The following is a 24,578-nucleotide window of genomic DNA, read 5'->3' as shown; positions in this document are numbered from 1 at the left end:
ATTTTTAAATATACTAAATTAACACTTTTATATTATTAAAAAAATAAAATAAATTTTGAGCTTGAAATCAACAAAAAAAGCAAGCTAAAAGTAGCTTGCAAATTTGATTATTTTTTAAGGTCGTTTACTGAACCAATGTAAGCGAATTTTTCTGGATTTACATCAATAAATTCACCCTTAATAATTCTAACAACTGAATCTACAGTTTGATCTAAAGGAACAAAAACCCCTTTTCTTAATGTGAAATGTTCAGTCATAAAGAAGTTTTGTGAGAAGAAGTTTTGTAACTGTAATGCTTTTTTAACGATTGTTTTTGATTCGTCATCTAACTCATCAAATCCTAAAATAAGCATAACATCTTCAATTTCTTTATATCTTTGTAAGATGTATTTTGTGTCTAAAATAGCTTGATAATGCTTTGAACCAATAATTTCAGGATTTACGTTGTTTGATGAAGAAACCAACGGATCAAAAGCAGGGAAAATGTTTTTAGCACTAATTTCACGTGAAAGCACAAGTGAAGAGTTTAAGTGGTTAAATACAGCAACAGCTGATGGGTCAGATAAATCATCCATTGGTAAGAAAACTGTTTGGAATGATGTAATTGAACCATTTTCATTTGTATAAAGTCTTTCTTCAGCTTGTGAAATTTCAGTGTTTAAAGTTGCTTGATATCCACCAATTGATGGTTTTTTATCAAGTGATGCAGCAACTTCATTTCCAGCTTGTAAGAAACGGAAAATGTTGTCAATGAATAATAAAACGTTTTCTTTATTGTTATCTCTTAAGTATTCAGCAGCAGTAATTCCAACTGGAACAATACTCATTCTTGAACCTGGGTTTTCGTTCATTCTTGAAATGTACATTGTTGAATTTTGCATTAAGTTAGATTCAGTTAAATCATTGTATAACTCAATAGCTTCTCTTGAACGTTCTCCTGAACCAATGAAGATAGCTGATGTGTTAGTTTTTTGTTTTGAGAGGTTGAAAATAATTTCCTTCATTAAAACAGTTTTACCAACTCCGGCTCCACCAAAGATACCGATTTTATCTCCATCTAAAATAGGAACGAAAAAGTCAATAGCTTTAATACCTGTTGTTAAAAGCTTTGCTCTTTTTTCGTAGTTTGTGTTTGTTATAATTGTTGAATCCATTTCAACTGTTTTTGTAACTTTTGTTTTAGGAGAGCTTAAGTTATTTCCAAGCACATCGTAAATGTGTCCTTTTGCTTCATTTCCTACAGGAACCATAAATGAATGGTTTAATTTTTCAATCTTATCATTGATTGATAAGTTATCTTTTAAGTCTACAATAACTGCTAATAAAGTATTTTCATTAAGAATTCTTTTAACTAATAAATATGAACCATTGTCACTTTTAAGAAGTGAATTAATAGCTGGTAATTTTTCATTTTTGAATTGAATTTCAATTACGTCACTTCATAATTTTGTTATTTTAGCGCTCATTATTTACTTCCTTTTAATTCGTTTTTGATTTTGTTGTGAATTTGTTCCATTAGTTTTTCATCAGTAGTTAAGAATTCTTTAGCAGCAGGTAATTGTCATTGTAGATTGAATTTATTTGAATATTTGTTAAGTAAGAATGCGAAGTAGTTTTTAACTAATTCAGGATCTTTAGTTGTATCGTTAATTAAATCTTCGACAACTTTCTTGCAAGTTGCATTAGATTTTTCGTATTCAATAATGAATTTGATTGCTTGATTAATTTGCAAATCAGATAAGTTATTTAATAAGTTTCATTGAATGATACGTGAAATTAAGTAAATGTCTTTTTCATCGTATGATGAAACACCTTTTTGATTAAACATTTTTTCAATTTGGATTCCTCCTAACATAAGTGAATTAATGTCATCATTAAGGTCGTATTTAACAGCAAGTAGTTTAGCTTGTTTTTTGAATGATTTATATAACTTACCAACAATTTTTGCACTTTGGTTCATTAATTTGTTTTGAACTCCACTACCAATACGTGAAACTGATAAGTTAACATCGATAGCTGGATATTTGTTAAGCGCAAATAATTCTGAGTTTGTAACAATTTGACCATCTGTAATTGAAATAACGTTTGATGCAATTAAAGATGTAATATCGTTATCAACTGTTTGAATAATTGGAAGAGCAGTAATTGATTTTCTATTGTGGAATTTACCGCTTCTTTCAAGTAATCTAGCGTGTGCATAGAACATATCACCTGGGAATGCTTCTTTACCAACTGGTTTGTTGATTAATAAAGCAATTTCTCTGAAAATGTTTGCATGTTTTGTTAAGTCATCAAACACAATTAAAACATCATCTTCATAAGAAACATTTTCAGCGTGAGCCATAGCAATATATGGAGCTAAATATTGTTCATATGGTTTATCACTGTTTGCAGTTAAGATGATTGTGTATTCATCAGCACCATGCTCTTTAAGTAAATTGTAAACACTTGCAATTTCGCTTTGTTTTTGTCCGATTGCAACATAAATACATTTAACATTTTTGTCTTTTTGGTTAATGATTGTGTTTAAGGCAATAAATGTTTTACCAGTTTTTCTATCACCAATAATAAGTTCTCTTTGTCCTTTTCCAACAGGAATAAGCAAGTCAATTACTGAGTAACCTGTTTTTAATTGCTCATCAAGAGGCATATAAGACATTAAGTTGTTATTAACGTTAAAGATTTCTGAAGATTGCTCATAGAATTCAAATTTTTCTTTAGTAACTTCAGGGAATAAAATGCCACTGTTAATGTCAATGATTTTTCCGAAGTAGTTTTTTGCAGTTTTAACTTTTGTATCAACTTTAGCTCTAATTACTTCTGCACCAATTTTATATTCTTCAGGATTTTGTTTAATTAAACAAAAAGCACGATCTTCTGTTGCTGAAATTACCATCAATAAAGCATCTTTGTTATCTTTTAAATGGTAAATTTCATTTTGTTTGTAATTTGTTTGGCCACTTATTTCAACAACATAGTCATAAATGGCTGATATGTATAATTTATTTTCCATATTCTTCCTTTACTTTAAATTAGCTTTGTTTTTGTTTAAACTGCTAATAATTATTGTTCCAATTAATAAAAGTGTAATAAGTGTACCGATTGTAATTAAAACAATGTTTGTGTTTTTTGTTGATTGTAAATTTTCTTTAAGAATCAATTCATTGTAAGCTTTTTGGTATTGCGCTCTGATGTTTTCGCTTTCATTAGTGATGTTTTTATTTTGAGTTACGATACCTAAATTAATGAATTGTTTTTGTACTTGTTCTAACTTTACGTTGAAAGTTTGAAATTGTTGATTTTTAAATGTGCTTACTTGTTCAATTCTGTCTAAGTCTAAAATTAAGTCTCTTAAAGTTGATAGCGCTTCATTAACATCACTAAATGTGAAATTAAAGGAATTTAAGTTAGCTTCAATAACTGATTTAATTTCAGGTACTGAAATTTGTTTTGAAAACTCACTATATAAGTCTTTATATGCACTTGTTAATAAATTAAAGTAAGTTCTTCCTTTAATTGTTTGTGCGTGAATAGAGTTAGTGAATGCATCTTTTGAGTCTTCTGATAATGATAAGTTGATTAAATCACCTTTATCGTTTTTAAAAGTTACATCCTTGTAGTATTCAACTGCATCATTTATGATGTTTGAGAATTGTTGATTGTTAATAATTTTTACTGCAACAAAGATTTGGTCAAAGACAATTTCTTGAAGTTTTCTGTTTCCAAGTTTTTCAAAAACTAAATCTTTGGTAATTCCAAGTGCATCATAGTAACCTAACATTGATGATTCAATTGCATTATTTACAACTTGCATTGATTGTGCATATTGTGAATCTGAATATCTAGTCACTTCACGTTCGTAAGATGTTTGTTTCTCATCTGATGTATTTGTTAAAGTAATTGTTGCAATTAACTTACCATCTTCTTCTCTTAAACCTGTAACGTTGTATTTAAGTAATTTTAATAATGGATTAAAGAAGAAAACTGCTTCATTATTGAATTTAGCATTTTGCGAATTTACTAAACTAATTAATTCTGCATTTGAAGCGTTGATGTAGTCACCTGTAAGTATCGGAGAAAGTCTAGGAACGTTTTCTTCAGCAACTGAAACTACAATTGGGTCTTCTTCGATTTTTTCTTCAGGCAAGATTGGAAGAGTTGGTTCTTCAACTTCATTGAATTCTTGGTTTTTCTCAATGTCGAATTTCATCGTTCTCTTATTAAGAACTGATAAGAAATAAGCATCCCAAGTTTCAAAACCTTTAGGTACATTTAAATCTAATTTTGCATTGTCATCTAAGACCTTGAAAACTTCTTCATCTTTTGCATATTTAGGAAAGTCTTCTTTTTCTAAAAGAATATCTCTTCAAGATGAAGAAAGCGATTCAATATAGCTATTTATTTGGTTTAAAATCGCACTTTGAGTAAGTTGATTATTAATTACTTTTGCGTCTTCAGGAATGGCAACTTTTCCTTCTGTGTCTATAGCACTTACTTTTTCGTAGTTATCTGGTGTAGCTTCTCCAATCATAAGTGGTCCAAAATCATTTTTAAAGTAAGTAATGTCTCCTAATTTGTAAGTTTCATTTGTAAGTAAATTAGGAAAAATGATGTTAAATCCATTTTCAATTGGATTTGAAACTATTTGATCTTTTTGAGCCTTTAAATAATTTACAAACTTTTTATAGTAAGTAATTCTTTTTAAATGTTCAATATTTGGTTCTGCTAAATTTTGCTTTTCATAATCTGCTACTTCTAATTCAAGCTTTTTAATATACTCTTCAAGGACTAATGGTAATTTTTCATTGAAAATGTTTTTTTGCATTTCCTTTGTTTCAGGAAAATTAGCAACAGGTTCTTTTTCTGTTTCAGTTGTATTACTCGCTGTTTCATTTTCATTTGTAGTTGCTGAAATAACCGAAAGCGGTAATACTAATGAAGAAGAAATAGCACCTAATTTAAGTCATCTTCTTATTTTCATAAATCCTCATTTTCAAATAGTGAAAAGTAAATTTGAGCTTTAAGCTTGAATGCTTTTCTTTTTAGTTTTTCTAATCTGTTGATTAAATCAATGTCATTAGAAGCATATAAAGCAAATTTTGTTTTTAGCAGTTCCTTTTTAATTTCTTTGTATTTTTTATTTAATGAATGTAATTGAGTTTTATTTTTGTCATCTTGGACAAAAGTTTCAAATGAATTATTGTAGAAAAGGACAATTTGATTTTCATTGCTTTGGACAAATAATGAATCAAATATTAAAAAGTATTCTTTTGAATTTGTTTTAAGTGAACATAAAACTTTTTTGTAACTTGAGATTGTGTTTTTCTCAACTTTTTGTCAACTATCTTTTAGCTGATGATTGATTTTTAATTCAGAAATCTTAAGATGTTTTTTAACATTTTTAGCTGATACTAAAGTTAAATCAATCATTAGTTCCCCTTTCTGATTTCGTGTAATAAGTCTTTTTTCTTGCTAAGCATTGAGATTTGTTCAATTTCTTTTTCTCTTTTAACTTTTAAGAATTGTCTTTTTTGGAATTTAATTTTTTCTTCTAAATCATTAAGAGTACTATTTTGAGCAACTAACTTATATTTTTCATAAATTAAAGCTGACTCAGTTAAAAGTGAAGAAATAGCAAAGTTTAAGTAAGACTCAGTTTCTGAATCGATAAACTCATTTAAATCTTGCGAAATTTTATGAGTGTTGATATTTGAGTTAAATAATTGACCGTGTTGATGGTGTTTAAGTGTGAAATTATTCATATTTACAGGAAGCAGTTGAATATGTTTTTCTTTAATCTTTGTTGAGTTAATTACAAAGTTTAAGTTTGCATAATCATTAATTTTGAAGTTGTTAATAATGATTTTTGGAAGTAGTTCATTTAAGTAATCAACTTCATTTTTCTCAAAGCTAAATAAGATATTAAATCCGTTGTCATTAGCAAACTTAGTTGCTTTTTGACCGATAGCAATAATGCTATCGTTAGATTTGTTGATAGCTTGGAGCAAGTACTTTTCATGTTTTTGATATGAGTTAGTACTATATTTTTCTTCTTCTGTAATGTAAATTCAAAGTGTTTTTAATCCACCTAAAGTAAGCAAGTCACTTTTTTTATTAAGAGCAAAATCATTGATTGAATATTTATCAGTAATTTGCTCAATTATGAATTTTGAATAGTTAGCTCTATCTAAACAGTAACCAATTTGTTTAGATAGTCTAAGTAAGTTAATTAAAGTAATATTTTTCTTTGATTCAACGATTTTATAAATCTTTTTAAGAGAATTATATTTTGATTCAATGGTTTTACTGTTCATTAATAATTCCAGGACCTATAAATAATTTATAAACATTGTTTTCTTTTAATAAAAGAACACTTGGTATAAATTCGATAATGTAATTCTCTTCAATTAGTTTATTTATGTATTCATTAAAGTCTGAGTTCAATTGTGAAACAGAGCTTCTAAGTATTGTATCTGATACAGAAACATTTTGTTTTTGTTCAGTTTTAGGAATTTGATCATATAAACTAAATTTTGAATCAATAGTTCAGGTGATAACAAATTTATCTAATAAAAGATTATTTTTTCTGCTAATTCATTTTTGAATACTATCTGTTAAAGGTTTTAAATCTTTTTCAGTTAAGTTGTATTCAATTAAAAATGAATTTCAGAAACTTTCATTTGAAACATAAGTCGGTTTGCTTTTAAATCTTTCAAAGTCAGCAAATAATTTTGATTGATAAACTTTTGCTTTTTCTAAGTATGCTAAAAGCTCTTTATTTTTCATTTTATTTTTCTTAAACATAAATTATTTACCTCTCTTTGTAAAGTGTTTTCTTTTTTCATAAAACAAAGCAAATATCTTGATAAATCCAGTATATGCTATAGATGAAAGTGCAAATAGAATATAAAGCATAATTGTGACTAGTGCAAAAATTGTCAATATATCTCAATTCTTTGTAAGCACTAATATTGCTCAGTTATCATTACTGAATGTAGCGTGTAAGAAAATGCTAAACACTAATGAAATTGTTAGAGAAACTAACATAGCTAAAAGCATTGCATTTTCTAAATTATTTAATTTATTAGCTTTATTGTATTTAACTAATCCAAAGTTAATTACAAATAAAATAAAGAATAATAAGTTGATAATTAATCTGTGAAAGTAGTTTAATTGAGTATTTGCAACTAATAAAACAAATAATGAAACTAATTCTAAAATTACAAATACTGTTTTGTTTGTTAATAATTGATTTTTGAATTTTGTAAATCTACTTGCAATTACAAGTCCATTTAAGATTGCAACTAATGCAATAAACGCAGCAAATAAAGCAACTTTTGTGGTTGTATCTTCGCTAATATCGATTGGTTTGTAAGCGTATTTTGCAAGTGTGTAAATCGCAAAGAACATTACAGGTAAGATAAATGCAAGAATTAATTTTGTAAGTGATGCAAATAAACTGTTTCTGTAAACCACGCTTGATAAGTTTGAAATGTTTGAGTAAACTTTTAAACTTAGAAGTAAGATAAGTGCAAAAACTAATCCAAAAATAGATAAGTTTTTGTAAACTGCATTTTCACTGAAAATTCTAGTTAGTTTATTAATGTAAACATTGTTTACAAAAATACCAACAACTCTTTGCGTTTCAATGCTTCCATCTTTTGATTTTGAAACTTGAACGTTATTAACCATTAAAACAAGCATTCATAATCCAATTCCGAGTAAAACGTATTTGATTATAGTATAGCTTCAATCTAAAACTAATTTCTTGATGTTAATTGAAAAACTTCTTGATTTTTTAACTTGTGTATATACATCAAAAGTTAAATCAATAACTAAAAGTGGTATAAGTAAAAATGAGTTATAAATTAATCATTTTGAAGAAGTATCTTTTGTAGTAGTTATAAAAGTAAAAGTATAAAATCCAAATGTAATAAGTGCATAAGTAATGTATGCAACATATCAGTAGATGTAACTTGAAAACTTCAAGTTATTTTTGTTTATGACAAAATAACTCTTAGTCATAGCGATAATAATCAGCAATGATAATAAAGTTAAGTTGAATAACACAAAGAAGTTAATACTTGAGTTTATTTTGAAACTTCTATCAAACAGAATTGAATAATCAATTCCTGTTTGATCGCCTTTGTTAATAAAGTAATTGAAAACAATTCCAATTGAGCTTATTAACAAGAACGAAAGTACAAGTGAAATTAATTTAAGAACATTTTCTTTACTTCAGTTTAACTGTAATAAATTGGTTTTACTATTAACTGAATGAGATTTCTGCATCGCCACCTCCACTTGGATCAAAGTTAGCTGATTTAACTACTGCTGTTTTACCAAATTTAGTAAATGCTTGTGAGCGATTTAATCTGTCAGCCATTGTTTGGTTATCTACGTAAATTGTTCTGAATACATTTTTACCTGATTCAATTAATCCGTATAATTCTGGACCTCAGTTATCGTCTAAGTCACGTGCATTACCTTGAATGTATAATGTGTTAACTTCTACAGGACTAACAAAATGTAATTTAGGTCTTTCAGGTCCTTTGATAAGCATTGCAGATCATTGTTGAGCTGCTAACGTGTCAGCATTAACTGTGAATGTATTTGTGTTATTGTAAAGAGTTAAGTTTTTAAATACTCTATTGTGGAAACGCATTCCTTCAAGACTTCTGATGTTTTTGTTTAATGAGAAATCAAGTCAAGTAGGTCAAGAACCATCTCCGAATTCTCCTTGGAAAATTCTTTCATTGTATCTATCTTTGAATGCAATATCAAGACCTTCGTTGATTTCTTCTAATGTATCATCTTTATCAAATCTAAGTCTGTTAAATACAATTGAACCTGGCATATTTGTATTATCTTGCATAGCTGCGAATGTGTAGTCAAATGTAATATTTTTTACACCACGTAATGCAATAGGGTCAATTCCTCAATCTTTACTTAATAAGTCATTTGAACTATAAAGGTCTAATTCTTGGATTCTCTTATCTTTAAGTGCAATAAGTGAAGTTGTATCTTTACCTTCAAAGAATAAAGTTAATTTTTGAATTGATTCAGGAAGTTGTTTTAAAATGTGTCTAAATTCTTGACGTTTGTCTTTAAGACCCATATTTTTGATTACAAGTACATCAATTTGTTTGTTAGCTTTTTTAACTTTATCTAAAAAGCTTAAGAATGAATTGTAACCTTTAGTGTTAGCTGCATCAAGAATTGCCATAACTTTGTTTGTTTTGACTTTTTCTTTTGCAATAGCACTTTCTGGTTTGTATTCATAAATTTCAATTCCTTTATCAGCGCCTGCTCCATATCTTGAATATTCAGAAGTTTTATTTTGTTTAGAGAACCCATCATATTCAAAGTTTCTAATTTGTTTTGAATTTCTGTGATATTGTGATTCGTAAGCAAAATATGAATTTTTATGTCTTGCTATGTATTCATTACGAACAACATTATCTTCTAAGTTAACATGTGCAAAACTACCAAATCCTGTATCACCTCAATGGAAACTTGGAACCATACCTTTGTTAAGGTAATTTTCAAGTTCTCTATTTATATTTTCAAGTGTTATCTTAAATGCGTATGCTTGTTGAGGATCTTTAAGTAATTTAAAAAGATATGAGAAATCTGCGTTCTCTGGATAATTAATTTGAGGATTGTTATTAGCAATCTTAATGATACTCTTGTTTAAAAGCTCTTTATCAGCTTCTGTTAAATCATTTGGATTTTTATTAAATATGCTGTTAATAACAGAAAGATTTTCTCTAATTTCTCTTTTCATTTCCTCTTTGACTTTTGTAACTTTGTCAATAGGTTTAGGTTTCATTGTTGCAAAATCTAAATCTTTTGCAGCTTCTGGGTTAGCGTAACCTTCGATTGCTTTTGAAGGTTCTGTAGATGGATCTGGTTCAGGTTCTGGTTCTGGTTCTGGAGGAGTCACTATAATTGGTTGTTCAATAATAGGCTCTGTAGGTTGCTCAGGTTCTGGTTCTGTGGTTTTAGGTTGTTCTGTATAAACACTATCTTCTGCTTTATCCGGATCTTCTGGTTCTGGTTCTTTTGGTTGCTCTGGTGTTGGAGCAGGATCTGGCTCAGGTTGTGGATCAGATCCAGGTGTTGGGGTCACAGGTTCTGGATCAGGCGCAGGAGCAGGATCAGTAGGCTCAGGTTCTACCGGATCCGGGTTTGCTGGTTCAGGGTCAGGTACAGGTTCTACTGGATCTGGCTCTGGATTAACAGGTTGTTCTGGTTGTTCTGGTTGTTCTGGTTCAGTAACAGGTTTTGTTGGTTCTGGTTGTACTGGTTTTGGATTTTCAACAGTTGGTTGTTCTGGTTCGATTTTGACTTTAATTTTTAAGTTATTATCTTTGTTTGAAGAATTTCTGTCGCTATATAAAACATCGTTTTCATTGATGACTGTAGCGATTCCACGTGACTGAGTAATAACTCCTAAGTCTTTTGTTTTTGGTTTAGCATTATCACTAATTGTTTTAGCTGCAACAACACCTACAACAGCTAGTGCAGAAACGGCACCAATATTGATTATTATTTTTTTTCTTTTAGCTTTAATCATAATTAATACCTTTCTTTAATTATTTGTTGAATTTGTATTCTTCAGGAATTAAATTTGCTCCTTGTTTGAATAAGTAAGTTTGAATATTTGGATATAACTCTTGTAATGCTTCACGGTATGATGATCTTTGATTTTCTCCACCACCGTAAATTAAGTCATATTGTTCTAATTTGTATTTACCATAGAAACCATTGTAAGATTCACCTTCTGATCTGAATGCTTGAGTTAAAGCAGTTAATGACACACCTGTTGAATCAGCTGTTGCATAGTTAATTCCAACAATTTCATTATCAATTGTTCTAACTGATGAACCTGATGCACCAGATAAAGGCTGTCAAGCACCTAATGAGTAACCTAATCCGTAGTTTAAGTATCTATCTCCTGTGTAAGTTGAAGCAGAATCTCTAATTACACCGAATTTGTAACCTTCGTTTTTGCTTGAATTAATTAATGGAGAAACGATTGTAATATCAAATACACCAGGCATATCGATAAAGTTTCTCACGCTTAGTGATTTGTTTCATCCACTTCCGTATTCTTTTGTGAATACTTTTTTATCAACTTGTTGACCTTCTGCGACATAAACAGGTTTATTAGTTCAAATACTTTGACTAAATCCTGAATCAATAATTGCAACTTCAGATCTTTCTAACACCTTACGGTTAAATAAGTGGTCAGTTTTAGCATTTGGGAAGGCTACTGAAATTAAGTTGATTTTTGATTTTGGGATATTTGCAGTTTTATCGTTTGTTAATCTGACATTAGGTATCATTGTTTGTTCATCTTGTTGATATGTAGCTTTTAAACTCTTTGTAGCAAACTTGAATTTTTCATTTTCATTTCAGTTTGCAAAATTACTTGTAGCTAATCTAGCTAATTCAGCAGCTGAACTAACTGATTTTGGTTCACCAAATGTGTTTTGTGGATCTCCATTAATCGAGTTGTATTCATATGTATTATCTGAATTGCTAAAATCAAATTCGAGAACAGCAAAGTCTGCTGCTTCTTCTAATTCTGATAATGGTGAATTTGGATCTACATAATCTCTTGGGCTAGTTCTTAAGAAGTCAAGACCGGCGTAAACTAGTTTAACTTGTGATGGTTTGAAACTAAATATATCAACTGTTGGTTGAAGTTCATTAGCTTTTAATCATTGGTCAATTGGAGTTTCATCGTTAAAGTGTAATAATTGGATACCTACAGTTTCGCCAATTACACCTTGTTTAAGTCAGTTTTTAGCTTCAGTATATTTTGTTAATCATTTTGGATTTCATTGTTCAACTTGAATTCTTTGCACTTCTGCATATAAAGGTGGCAAGTCATTTTCTCTAACTGCTAGAGCTTGTTTTTCATATCTATCAGCTTCTGCTTGATTACCTGCATATAAAGCTTCGTATTTTTTATCTTCATATGACTTGATTTCATCATCTTTAGCTTTAATTCTTGCATTAACTTCTTTTGTTAATTTGTGGTATTCTGCATCAGCATCTTCAACTACTTTTGTGTATTTATTATAGTTATCAGCTTCAGCTTGTAAATCATTAATGTGTTTGAATCTTGATTGACTTGACGCATTTGCAGTTGATGCAGCAAATGCTTGAATAACGTGAATATTTGTTGCGATATATCATTTTGTTGGATATCCATTTTCATCAAGTTTGTAATCTAAAATTCACGCAGAACCATTGTACATTCTGTGTTGATCTATTAATGAGTTAGTGTTCATAAGTTTAATAGCATAAGATTGAAGAGCAGTTTTCTTGTACATTTCATTAGCTAAATATCTAGGTAACCCTCTATTTAAAGGAACTGAATCTCAGTAAGCTGCTTTTGTGTCATCTCTTAATGGGTTTAATGATAAAGTTCCATCAGAGTTCACGACAGAGAAGTTTCTAACGACAGCACTTTCGAATGTAGGTTGACCTTCTGCTTTAGCTTTTTGGTCATATGCCTCAATTTGCTCTGGTGTTAATTTTAAGTTATCAGCTAATTTTGATGAATAATCACCACGGTAATCTTTAAGAGCTTTTACATATCCTTGTAAATCAAGAACATTTTTCTCTGACTCTTGAAGTTTTTTATATGCTGCAGGATCTGTTTTGTAAAGTTCAGGCATACCCGGAATATTTAATCCAACACCTGGATTTGTAGGTCTTGTAGGAATTTCAGGTTCCACAATAACTTTATCACCCTCGTTACCACCATTATCTTTAGGGTTTTGAGGATCGTCTTTTTTAGGATTTGCCGGATTTTCAGGTTTTGGTTTTGTTTGTCCACAAGAAATACCTAAAGATGAAATTGAAACAATCGATCCAAATGTTGCAAGCAACATTAATTTAAGTTTATTTTTTTTCATAATTTACTCCATTTTTGTTTAGCTTCGCTTGAAGTTAAAACTAGTTTTAAATCAAAAAATAAATATATAACCAATATATATATATATATTGATGCTAACTTTAATATTATAACACCCTACAAATTAATTGGTCAATAAATTAATTATTTTTATGTAAATTATTCAGGTATTTATAATTTATAACTTAATAATAACATATATATGAAATTCATTTATGAATTTAAAGTGTATTTTTAGGCTAATTTTGTCTTGTTTTATTAAAAATAAAATTTATAAAATAACTTATAAAATAACTTGATTTTTAAGTAAAAAATAATTTAAAATAAGAATATGGCTAGACAATATTACAACAAGAGAGATTATGAGTTTGATTGAGAAAATAGTGTGATTGTTTTAAAAGATCATATGATTGAGCAACTTAAATCTGATAATAAGTTTTTAAAATACAAAAAAATCGGAGGAAGCACCGTTTCTGAGATTTTAATTAAGGATGCATTCAAAAATGAATTTAATGCATTTTGTCACATTGCACACTTAAAATTACCTGTGTTATCACAAAAATACATTAATGCAGGGACTATTTTAGAACCTAAAATATTTGATTTCTTAAGAAAGATGCACCCTAATGTAGTGATTGAAAACTTTGTTGCTGCTGATTATGAATATAACTATTTTAAAGACAAGGATGATGTCATTATGGGAGTTCCCGATGGATACATCCCTTCGACAAATATGATTCTTGAAATCAAAACAGCACAAGATAAGAAATATGAACTCTGAGGCGACAAAGATGTTGACCCTTCGTATAGAAAACAAGCACAACTTTATTCGTATTTAAAAGGAGCTAACCATTACTCAATTATCGCTTTATTCTTAAGAGATGACCTTGGAGATTATTTGAACCCTGAAAATGTGGAAATTAACCAAAGAAGAATGAAATCTTACACATTCCCTGTTAATAGAGCAGATGTTGAAGATGATATTAAGAAAGTTAAACAATGATACTATCATTACACAAATACAAACAAATCCCCTAAATTTGACCCTTTAATCAACAAAGATCAACTTGAATACTTACAATGTGAATCATTTGAAGAATGAGAGAAACTTTTAAACAAATGAAAACAAGAAGGTAAAGCTGATTTCAATGTAAAAGCTTAGTGAAATTTATTAACCAGCAATGGTTAATCCTGAGTTTCCAAGTAGGAAGCTCATTTTTTATAATTTTTAAACTCTACTTATATACTATGTATATAAGTAAAAAATCAAAAAATTTTTATTTTTTACAATGATTACAATGATAATAGTGTATAATTAAAGCATGAGCAATTACATTTTATATAAAAGAAACAACCCTAAAGGCATCTATTTAGCAATTGGGATTTCAAAAGGTTATGGTAAAGGAATTGGTGATTTAGTTGGTCTAGGCTATTGAGACGAAATCAAAGATAAATATTCTTTGCAAAACATTGATGATTTAAAGGCAATCGCAAAATTAGTTCCATTCACAAACAACAAAGTTGAAGCAAAGAGCAAATTTTTTGAATTGTTAGAGCCAACATCTGTTGAAACCAATGTTAAAAATGTTGGAATTGATTTAATTTACAAAATTATCAAAGAACTAGATTTATTCAGTTCATTGCCAAAAAGCAAACACAAATCATTAGAAGAAGTTCTTGAATTTGTCATTGGAACCAGAATTATTTTTCCAAGAAGCTACATTTGTCAATATAAAAACAAAAACGATTTTTTACACAATGTTGAAATTAAAAAATCATCAATTTATAACTATTTTGATACTTTTTAACAAACAAAGAAACTATTTTATTCAATCTTTACAATAAATTACAAGAATTAACTAATAGAAACAGTAAACAATTACACTTTGACAATACAACTGTTTATTTTGAAAGTTTTTCAAGAAAAGGCGTAAGACAAAAAGGTTTTTCAAAAGACGGCAAGCATGATGAAGACCAAATTGTAATAGCAATGGCGACAGACAATAATGGAATACCTTTTCATTACAAAATTTTTGAAGGAAATACTGCCGATTCACAAACTTTAATTAAGTTTTTAATTGAAATGGAAAGAATTTACAAGATTAAAGACATAACAATCATTGCCGACAGAGGAATTAGTCAAAATGCTAACTTAAGATTTTTAGAACAGAAAGGCTATAAATACATCGTCCAAAAACGTATCAATAACCTTAGCGAAGCAGATAAAAGATTCATCATCGAAGATAAAGATTATATGTTGGAACATGAAATGTTTTCAAAAAGCAGATTTGTGGAATCTGTTTGAGCAAACAATAGAAAAAGGAAAAGATTTAATCAAACTCTTAGAAAACAAATAGTTTACTTTAGCCCAGCAAAAGAAAAGCTTGACAGAATAAAAAGAGCTTTTTCGATAGCAAAATATGAGAAAAATCAATTAATAATGTAATTTGCTTAAGTGATCTTGTTCCAGAATACAAGAAAAAATATATGGATGTTGAAGGCAAAACAATTGCCAAATTAAATTACTCTAAAATTAAAAAATAGCTGATCAAGATGGTTTCTATATGATTGAAACCAACATACCTAATTTAACAGCACAAAGAGCTAATGAAATTTATAGACAACAATGAAAAATTGAAGAAGATTTTAGAACATTGAAATCTTCGCTTGAAGTTAGACCAATGTTTGTTCATAAAGATTCTCACATTCAAGCGCATGTTTTCTTATGTTTCTTAGCGTTGATTGTTTTAAAATACTCAATTTACAAACTCAAAAAGTTCTATGAAGATAATGGTGAAATTCAAAAGGTAACTATGAATATGTTTGTGGATGCCTTAAAACTTATAACAATAACAACTAAAACTGTGAATGGTAAAGTTGTTGGTGAAATTATTAATAATTTAGATCCAAACCATTATGAATTAAACAAAATATATAAAGATTTTTCATTTGTTATAGAAAATCTATCATTGTAATTAAAAATAACAAAAAACGAAAACGCCTTATTTGTAGGTGTTTTCGTTTTTATCCCTTTAACTTGGAAACTCAGGAAATTAACCAAAGAAGAATGAAATCTTACACATTCCCTGTTAATAGAGCAGATGTTGAAGATGATATTAAGAAAGTTAAACAATGATACTATCATTACACAAATACAAACAAATCCCCTAAATTTGACCCTTTAATCAACAAAGATCAACTTGAATACTTACAATGTGAATCATTTGAAGAATGAGAGAAACTTTTAAACAAATGAAAACAAGAAGGTAAAGCTGATTTCAATGTAAAAGCTTAGTGAAATTTATTAACCAGCAATGGTTAATATTTTTTTGCTCTTTTGCGCTAGGTGTTTTTGTATTTTTGAGTAAAAGAAAAAAACAAAAAAACTTACACCGGATAAAATGTAAGTTTAATTTTTATGAATTTCTATTTTCTTCTAAAAATTCTCTTGAATAAGAACCCTAAACCTGTAGCAATTCCAACAATTGGTGGAACTATAACTCCATAAATTCAACCAGGAGCACCTTGTTTTTTACCTTCTTCAACTTTTGTAGGTTCTTCAGGTTTATTATCAAGAGGCTTTAATGATTCATTTAATTTTTGAGCTTTTTCTAATACTTCTTTAACTTTTTGAACAGTTACTTGTCCATTAGCTTCAGAAATAAATTGTTGTTTTTGCTCAATTGATAAGTTATTTAACTTATTAATTTCTGCATTTACATCTGTTTTAGATGCAGCCAAATTAGAATCGCCATTTAATGATTTTTTAGCTTGAACTACAGGATCGATTTTTTCATTTAATTCTCGCACACTATTGTTAAAGTCTAACTTATTACTTAATTCAGTTGATTTTGCTAATGCATTATCTAATGCTGATTTTTTAGGTGCATCAGCTTCTGTGTAGTTAGGTGTAGATTTAACTTTTTGTACCTCATTAAACACCTCTAATGCATTATTAACATCTGTCGCATTTGTCAGAATGTTATTAATAGTATCAACTGATGTTTGTGAATTTACTAATTCTTTAGCATTTGTTTTTTGTTCATCTGTCAGGTTAGTTAAGTTATCTATATCATAATTAGCTTTAGCTTTTGCTTCTGATAATCTTACATCACCATCTAGATTATTAAGAGCATCTCTTAATGCATCTAATTTCTCATTAAGACTTTCAACTGATGTATTAAATTCATCTTTAGTTTTAAGTTCATGTAATACATCAAGTACATTTGTGAATGCAACTTGTTTTCCTTGTGAAGCTTTTGTATATTGAGTTTTATTTTTTACATATTCAGCGTTTTTAACAACATCAAGCGCACTGTTAATTGCTTTAACATTATTTTTAATATCTTTAATCTTAGAAACTTCATTTAAGCTGTTTACTGAGTTTCTAGCAGCGTCTTTTTGAGTATCTGATAAGTTTGAAGCAACTTCGATAGCAGCAAGCGCTTCTTCTTTAGCTGTTTTTAATCTATCAACACCATCGAGAGCATCATGAGTTGATTTTAATGTATCTAACTTATTACCTAAGTTAGGATATGCATCATCAAAGTCAAGTGTTGTTGTTAAGTTGTTTAAAGCAGTAACTACATCATCAAATGCGTCTTGGTTTGAAGCTTGAGTGTATTTGATTTCTATTTCAACTTCTCTAGCAGATTCAACTTTAGCAATCGCTCCATCAATGCTTGATGCATTTGAAACTACTTTATCAATTCCTACTTTATCTGATTTAGCTTCTACTAATTTGATAGCTTTTTCTTTTTGAGTTTCTGATAATTTAGGTAATGAGTTAATTTTAGCTATAGCATCTTCTCTTTGAGTTTCAAGTAATTTTTCTTCAACATCAGCAATTGATGTTTTAGATTCAACTTCATTTTTAGCAGCATCTTTTTGAACTGATGTTAAGTTTTCAAGTGTCTCAATAGCTTCTTTAGCTTTTGCTATTGCATTAGCTAATCTATCTTTACCATTTAATAAACTCTTAGTTTCAGATACAGCTTGTAATTTAGTATCTAATTGGTCAAATGGAGTTTCAAAGTCTGTGTAGCTTGATAATCCTTCTAATTCAGTAACAGCATTATAAAAGTTTGTTTTAACGTCATTTGATGCTTGTTTGTATTGAACTTCTTCTTTTATCGCAACTTCATCGTTAAGTGTTCCGATACCACTGTTAACTTTTTCTGCATTAGCAACAATTGCATCAATTTCATCTTTAGTTGCTTTTGATTTAATTAAAGCTTTAACAGCTGGTTTTTGTACATCATCTGATAAGTTTGATAATGAGCCAATTTTATTTGATGCATCTTGTTTTTTAGTATTTAATAATTTATCAGCAACATTAGCGATAGTTGTTTGTTTTTCAACTTCAGTTTTTGCGTCTCTTTTCTCATCATCTGATAAGTTAGGCAATGCATCAATAGTAGATTTAGCGGCAGCTATTGCAGTATCTAAATTTTGTTGACCATCAAGTGAGTTGATTGCATTATTAAGAGCTTCAGTTTTTTCTGTAATCTCAGCAATAGGACTTGTTGTAAAGTCTGTTACTGTTTCTACACCTGGTAAATTGTCAAACGCTGTTTGAGCAGCTTGTTTTTTATCTGAATCAGCTTCTGTAAATTGTGGTTTTGTTTTAACATCATTAAATCTTTGAACTTGTGCAACTGCAGTATCAACATTTGTTGCGTTTGTAACAATGTCTTTTGTTAATTGAATTGTTATTGCAACATCGATTTGATTATTTGCTTCTCTAATTTGATCAGAACTTAAGTGTGTTAATTCACCTAATTTAGCTTTAGTTTCTGCTTTAACAACATCTAATCTATCTTGACCATCAAGATCTCTAACAGCATTATTAAGTGCATTTGTGTCTTCTACAATATTTGCAATTGGTTGACTAAAGTCACTTGTTCCTTTGATTGCATCGATTTTTGCTTTTGCAGCATCAAATTCTGCTTTTTTATCTATAGGTGTTGTTGATGCTTCTGTGTAGTTAGGTTTTAACTCTTCTGCATTTGCATTTTCAAGAGCTTGTAAAGCATTGTTAAGTTCTTTTGCACGTTCAACAATAGCATTAACTTTTTCAATTGTGTCAATAGCTTCTGAATCAATTAAATTGTTAGCAGCTTCTTTTTGCGAATCATTTGATAACTTATTTAATGCTTCAATAGCTTCTTTGGCTTCTGTTTTAGCATCAGCTAATTTTGTGTCACCATCAAGTGCATCAATAGCATTTTTAAGTGCATCTTTCTTAGTAACAACATCTTCATCATATGGACTTGTAAAGTCTTCATATGTTTTTGCATCTTCTAATGGTGTAAGTGCATTATTTGCAGCTTGTTGTAAGCTTTCTTCTGCTTGTGTGTATTTAGGTTTTGAATCTTCTTTAAGTTTGTTTAATGCATCAACTTGTTCAATTGCAGCATCAACATTTGTAACGTTAGCAATAATGTTTTTAACACCTTGAACTGTTGTAGCAGCATTAATTAATCTTTCAGCAGCAGTAACTTGGTTAGCACTTAAGTGTGTTAAAGTAGGTAATTTAGCTTTAGCATCTGATTTAGCTGTATCTAAATTTGCTCTTCCATCTAAATGTTTAATAGCATTTTTAAGAGTGTTAATTTTATTGTCAATATCTTCAATAGCGACAGCGTTGAAATCTAAAACATCTTTAGCACCTTTAAGCGAATCAACTGCATTGGTTAAATCGTTTAATTTTTCTTTACTTGCTTCTCTAAACTCAATTGTGTCTTCAGCTTTTTTAGCTAATTTTAATTTTTCAATAGCTTTATCAATATTTGTTACATTTGTAATAACAGTTTCAACTTGTTTTGATGTCGCTGCTTGATCAATTTGATTGAAAGCATTAATGAATTGATCATCTGATATATGGATTAAATCACCTAATTTTTGTTTCGCTAATTCTTTAGCATCATCTAAGTTTTTTACTCCATCAAGTGCTCTATCAGCATTTGATAATCTATTACCAATAGAATCTAAATTAACATAATCTTTTGTAAAGTCCATTGCATTTTCATAAACTTCAGCGGCTTTTTTAGCTTCGTTAAATTCTTTTTGAGCAGCTTCTGATGCAGATGAATATCTGATTGTCCTAATTGATTTATTTGCAACTTTTAAGGCTCCTAAAACAAAATCAATATCTTCAGCATTATCTGCAATTTTTTGCACCATATCTGGTTCTGTAGCTAATTTAACTTGCTCTTTGGCTTTTAATTTTTGTTCTGTAGTTAAATTCTCTAAATCATCAATCGATGATATTGCTTGTTTTTTTCTTTCAATAAGCTTGCTCTCACCATTCAATTGTGTTTCTGCATCTGATAATGTACCTAGTTTGTTATCTAAATAAGAATCAACATCATTAAAGTTATCTACTGTTCTTAAGTTTTCTAATGCACTAATAGCATTATCAAATGCTCTTTGTCTATCTATATCAGAAAGTTTGTAATTTGGTGTTTCTTTGACTTCAATTGCTTTATCTAATTTATCAATTGCGTCATTAATTTTTGTTACATAGTCTTTTAATAAGTTAACATCTGCAATTGTAGTTTTAGCATCAATTTGATTTTTAGCTTCTTGCTTTTGTGTGTTTGATAATTTTTCTAATCTATCAATTTGTTCTTTAGCAGATGTTTTTGCATCTAATAATTCTTTATTTGCTGCTCCATCTAATCTAGCTTCTTCTGATGATAAGAAACTTGATAATGAGTTTAAGTTAGCAATTGGATTTGTAAAATTATTTACATTGATTGCATTAACTATTTCATCATATGCACTGTTGTAAGAATTTTTAATCTCTTCAGTTGCATAACTGTAGTTAATTGATTGTTTAACTTCATTTGCGTGATTGATTGATTGATTCAATGATGGGATTACAGTATTTAATTCAGAAGCGTTTGAAACAACTGCACTAACATTTTGATAATTAAATGCATCTTTATTAATCTCATTAGTCAATAAACTTCTTTGAACGTTTGATAAGTTAGTTAATGAAGCAACCTTATTTGTTAAATCTTGTTTTTGAGCTTTAACAAATTTAGATCTTACATCTGCTGATGAATTTTGATTTTGAACTTCAGAAATTAAACTATTCTTCTCTTGATTATTTATGTTTTGTAAACTCTTAATTTGAGCGATTGTTTGTGTCTTAAGATCATTTAAGTTTTTTACTCCATCAAGCGAAGCAATAGCATCGTTCATGTTTGATACTAAAGTATCAATATTTAGAAGTTTATTAGCAAAACTTGTATATGCAGCAAGTGCTTTTACAAAGTTATTTAATGATTTAGTAAGTGCATCTTGTTTTGATGATGTCGCCTCTTTATAAGCGATAGTTTCTTTTGCATTTTTTGATTGCTTAGTAACTGCTACAGCTGTGTTTAATGCAGAAGCATTTTCTTTTAATGTATTTACACTTGCAATAGTTTTTGCATTATCAATTTCTTGTTTAGCTTTTTTAGCTAAATATGCAAGTAAGTTACTCATATTTTCTATTTCAGATTTAGCTGTATTCTTTGCTAAAACTAATTTAGAAGCACCATTTAGATTTCTTTGTGAACTTATTAATGCTTCAGAATTTTCACTTAAGTTATTTGGTAAGTTTTCAAAATCTAAATAAGTCTTAACACTTGATAATGTATCTAAAGCAATATTGAATTTAGTTTGTAAATCATCATCTGCTTCAATGTAGTTTTGTGTTTGTTTTTCAGAAGCGATATTATTAACTAAGTTAATAGCTTCATTTACTTTAGAAACATTGTTTTGGATTATATCAACTGACTCAAGTGTTGTGCAATTTTCAACTAGTTTAGTGGTTTTTGTTTTTTGTTCTTTTGATAAAGCTGAATTTGTAATTACTGCATTAGCAGCATTTTTAGCTTTTGTTAATCTATCAACTCCATCAAGGGCATTTGTTTTTGTAACTAAGTCATCTGTTAATTCTTTAAGTCCAGGAATTGGTTCTGAAAAATCAATATTTCTATCAAATCCTGTTAAAGCATCTTTAGCTTTAATAAATTCCTCTTGAAGACTTGGTGTAGCTTGTAAATAATCAACTTGTTTTATTTTATTTGCAGCAGTTTGTAATGCAGCGTATGCTGCTTCAGCTTGAAGAGTGTTCTCTAAAATCTTATTAACTTCAGCTATTTCTTCACATCGTTCGATAAGACCAATAGCATTTTGTTGTTGATCTTCAGGTAAGTATTCTGAGTTATGAATTCTTTCAATTGCATCTGATTTTGCTACGCCTAAATTATGTAAACCATTTAAGTTATTTTTAGCTTTTTCTAATTTTTCTAATAAAACTGCATAACTTACCGATGGATTTGTAAATTCTTCTGAAGATAAAGTGTTTTCAACTTCATCCAATACATTTGTAAATACATCTTTAAATTCTTTATCAGCTTCTGTAAAATCAGGTTTGTATTTAAATTGTTTAGCTTCATTAAATTTGTAAATAAGCTGGTTTAAATCCTGAGCATTCTTCATAATTCTGTCAATTTCATCATTATCTGAAGATGCGCGCATTTGATCTTTAGCAGCTGCCTTTTGAACATCTGATAAGTATTCTAAATTATCAATTGTATTATCCCTTAATTCAGGAACTAAATTGATTTCATAAGTTGTATCAACTCAGAAGTCTCTTGTGTAAGGGACTTCTGACATATTTTGCATTTTGTATATGAAGTGCTTACGTAGTGGGTGATTAGGTATTTGAGGTTTTTCGTATGATTGATTTTCAACATTGACTGTAAATGTTCTTCTATCTACTTCTCTACCATTATCATCCTTAAATACATAAGTTACAGTATGGTCTATTGGAGTAATTGGAATTTGGTAATTAATATTTGTATTGTGGTTAGCATCTCTATTTAATGGGAATTTTGAAGCTATTTCTTGTGCGCTATCAACTAAACGATAGTGCTCTGGGACCATATTCTTAATTCTTTTGTAGAAACGTTCAGTGTTTTGTTCCATTATTCTTTTTGGACCTCATACATTTGAAGGTGTTCTATCTGAGAATAATTGAACGTTATATCAGAATTTTGAAACTATTAATTGATCTAGAATAGGTTGTGCTGGAATGCCTTTAAATAAACTTCTATCACCTGAAGTAAAGTATTTTGATACATATTCATCTTCAAAGAAGTTAGTATCAGAGTGAGAACCTCCTCCAACATAAATTGTGCTTGGGAAGTGGCCAGGAAAACTTTTTAATGGATCATTATTTGTTCCGTAATGTTGTGCTCAACCTTCTTTAATTAATCTGTCACTGATAGCTCCATAATAAGCACTTGAAATTTTTGGAGAATTGAATCCATATGCTTTAACAAAATTGTCAATACTTCTATTTTCTTGATTTCCCTTTGATCAAATAAGTGCATACTCTGAAAGATGACCCCCTAATGAGTGACCTGTAGAATAAATTTCTGAAACAGGTTTTTGACTTATTGTTGCTAGAGAAATTCACACATTCTCAGCTTGACCTGGTTTTTTTCTTCATATTGATAAATCTAAATCATCATCGAGATCTTTTGCACCATTAGTACCTGCAATAGCTAAAACACTAATAGTGTCATTTTCTAAGAATGGAAAATCAGATTGGTTAATTAATCAAGACGCTTGGTATCCATTACTTTCATCTCAAGACTCAAACCTTTTTCAATAACGGGCCATATTTTTATGAACTGTTTCAAAAATTTTGTCGTGCTCATCTCTCTTATTTTCTGGAACTTCGCCTAAAAAATATGCTTTATTTTCTTCTCATAAATCACGATTTGTATCATCAAACTCAATATCTAAGAAAGCTTTACTACGGTAAGATAAGTTACTGAAAATTAAAGCATCACGAGGTGAAAAATCTCATTTAAGTTTATGAGCATCATTATTATCAGCAATTCCATCTCCATCTGTATCTTTTAAGAATGGGTGAGAATTGTATCCAAAATAAGTCTTACCATCTTTTACAAATGTGTAGACCTCATCTTTATTTAAAATACCATCACCATCTTCATCACTATTAGGATTTAAAACCGGACGATCCAACATAAGTGAATCATAATAACCATCTAACATTGTTATTTCAGCATTTTTAATTTTTCTCGCTGTTTCCTCTGTTAATTTAACACGTTCTGTCCTTTCAGGAGCTTGTAAATTAGCTGCAATACCTGTTGAAATTGCAATCGATGGAATAATGATTAAAAGTGCTGATTTTAAACCAATAATTAACTTTTTATTTTTGTTCATAAACCACCTCTTCTTAATAAATAAATTGATGCTTAAATAAGACAAAACTTCTTTTTGTCTTTAGAAATATAATTATAGTTTAATTATTTACTTTTGGATTATATAATTACAAATTAATCTGCATAATACCTTAATTTTTCACAAATGTGAAAAATATATTTTTGTGATATGAGAAATGAATTAATAATAGAATGAAGTTAAGTAAATAATATTTTAAAGTTATTTGCTTAGAAGGGGATAAGATACACAACATCAAAAATTCTCAAACGAAAATGTTTCATTATATGAAATTAGTTTTCTTATTTTATAATTGGCATCATCTTAGTTGTAACAGTTAATTTAATTGATTCAACATTGAACAACTCAGATAGAACACTTGTCTCAAGAT

At 29.0% G+C, this 24,578-nt stretch carries 12 protein-coding genes and 1 pseudogene; 3 read left to right on the top strand and 10 right to left on the bottom strand.

The window, feature by feature from the left end:
* Positions 1–107: 107 nt before the first annotated feature.
* The 9 genes from NPA13_RS01320 to mip are packed head-to-tail and all read right to left on the bottom strand — an operon-like array spanning position 108 to position 12,935.
* Complete coding sequence (locus NPA13_RS01320) at positions 108–1,466, bottom strand: MSC_0618 family F1-like ATPase beta subunit (RefSeq protein ID WP_257089608.1); 1,359 nt, start codon at positions 1,464–1,466, stop codon at positions 108–110.
* Positions 1,466–3,013 (bottom strand): MSC_0619 family F1-like ATPase alpha subunit, encoded by a 1,548-nt coding sequence (locus tag NPA13_RS01315; RefSeq protein WP_257089607.1) that lies wholly within the window; start codon positions 3,011–3,013, stop codon positions 1,466–1,468. Before NPA13_RS01315 ends, NPA13_RS01320 begins: the two co-directional genes overlap by 1 nt.
* Before the next feature lie 9 nt (positions 3,014–3,022).
* Positions 3,023–4,981 (bottom strand): MSC_0620 family F1-like ATPase-associated subunit, encoded by a 1,959-nt coding sequence (locus NPA13_RS01310; RefSeq protein ID WP_257089605.1) that lies wholly within the window; start codon positions 4,979–4,981, stop codon positions 3,023–3,025.
* Positions 4,972–5,430 carry an MSC_0621 family F1-like ATPase epsilon subunit gene (locus NPA13_RS01305; RefSeq protein ID WP_257089603.1) on the bottom strand — a complete coding sequence of 153 codons (459 nt, stop codon included), beginning with the start codon at positions 5,428–5,430 and terminating at the stop codon, positions 4,972–4,974. Before NPA13_RS01305 ends, NPA13_RS01310 begins: the two co-directional genes overlap by 10 nt.
* Complete coding sequence (locus tag NPA13_RS01300; protein ID WP_257089601.1) at positions 5,430–6,314, bottom strand: MSC_0622 family F1-like ATPase gamma subunit; 885 nt, start codon at positions 6,312–6,314, stop codon at positions 5,430–5,432. Before NPA13_RS01300 ends, NPA13_RS01305 begins: the two co-directional genes overlap by 1 nt.
* Positions 6,304–6,786, bottom strand: a complete 483-nt coding sequence (locus tag NPA13_RS01295) for a DUF2714 domain-containing protein (RefSeq protein ID WP_257089599.1) — start codon at positions 6,784–6,786, stop codon at positions 6,304–6,306. The genes NPA13_RS01300 and NPA13_RS01295 overlap by 11 nt, the downstream gene beginning before the upstream one ends.
* A gap of 21 nt (positions 6,787–6,807) precedes the next feature.
* The gene (locus NPA13_RS01290; protein WP_257089597.1) at positions 6,808–8,292 is read right to left on the bottom strand and encodes an MSC_0624 family F1-like ATPase-associated membrane protein; all 1,485 of its coding nucleotides are present in this window, start codon (positions 8,290–8,292) and stop codon (positions 6,808–6,810) included.
* Entirely contained in the window at positions 8,270–10,579 is a 2,310-nt protein-coding gene (locus NPA13_RS01285) for a putative immunoglobulin-blocking virulence protein (RefSeq protein ID WP_257089595.1), read from the bottom strand. Before NPA13_RS01285 ends, NPA13_RS01290 begins: the two co-directional genes overlap by 23 nt.
* 19 nt (positions 10,580–10,598) lie before the next feature.
* Positions 10,599–12,935, bottom strand: a complete 2,337-nt coding sequence (gene mip / locus NPA13_RS01280; RefSeq protein ID WP_257089592.1) for an Ig-specific serine endopeptidase MIP — start codon at positions 12,933–12,935, stop codon at positions 10,599–10,601.
* Between the two features lie 330 nt (positions 12,936–13,265).
* Between mip and NPA13_RS01275 the strand changes: the two genes are divergently transcribed.
* From NPA13_RS01275 to NPA13_RS01265, 3 genes and pseudogenes are all read left to right on the top strand, one after another.
* A complete protein-coding gene (locus NPA13_RS01275; RefSeq protein ID WP_257089590.1) occupies positions 13,266–14,096 on the top strand; it encodes an MAGa7180 family putative nuclease in 831 nt (276 codons plus the stop codon).
* 160 nt (positions 14,097–14,256) lie between these two features.
* Positions 14,257–15,909: pseudogene (locus NPA13_RS01270) on the top strand (IS1634 family transposase).
* Positions 15,910–15,971: 62 nt separating this feature from the next.
* Positions 15,972–16,229 (top strand): hypothetical protein, encoded by a 258-nt coding sequence (locus tag NPA13_RS01265; protein WP_257089588.1) that lies wholly within the window; start codon positions 15,972–15,974, stop codon positions 16,227–16,229.
* A 131-nt stretch (positions 16,230–16,360) separates the two neighbouring features.
* Here the strand turns inward: NPA13_RS01265 and NPA13_RS01260 are convergent, their stop codons facing one another.
* Positions 16,361–24,190, bottom strand: a complete 7,830-nt coding sequence (locus tag NPA13_RS01260) for a hypothetical protein (RefSeq protein WP_257089586.1) — start codon at positions 24,188–24,190, stop codon at positions 16,361–16,363.
* Between the last annotated feature and the right edge of the window lie 388 nt (positions 24,191–24,578).

This window comes from Mycoplasma sp. 2045 (assembly GCF_024582715.1).
Lineage (GTDB): Bacteria > Bacillota_I > Bacilli_A > Mycoplasmatales > Metamycoplasmataceae > Mycoplasmopsis.
Note: the sequence above shows the minus strand (reverse complement) of the source record. Positions and strands in the feature narration are given on the sequence as shown.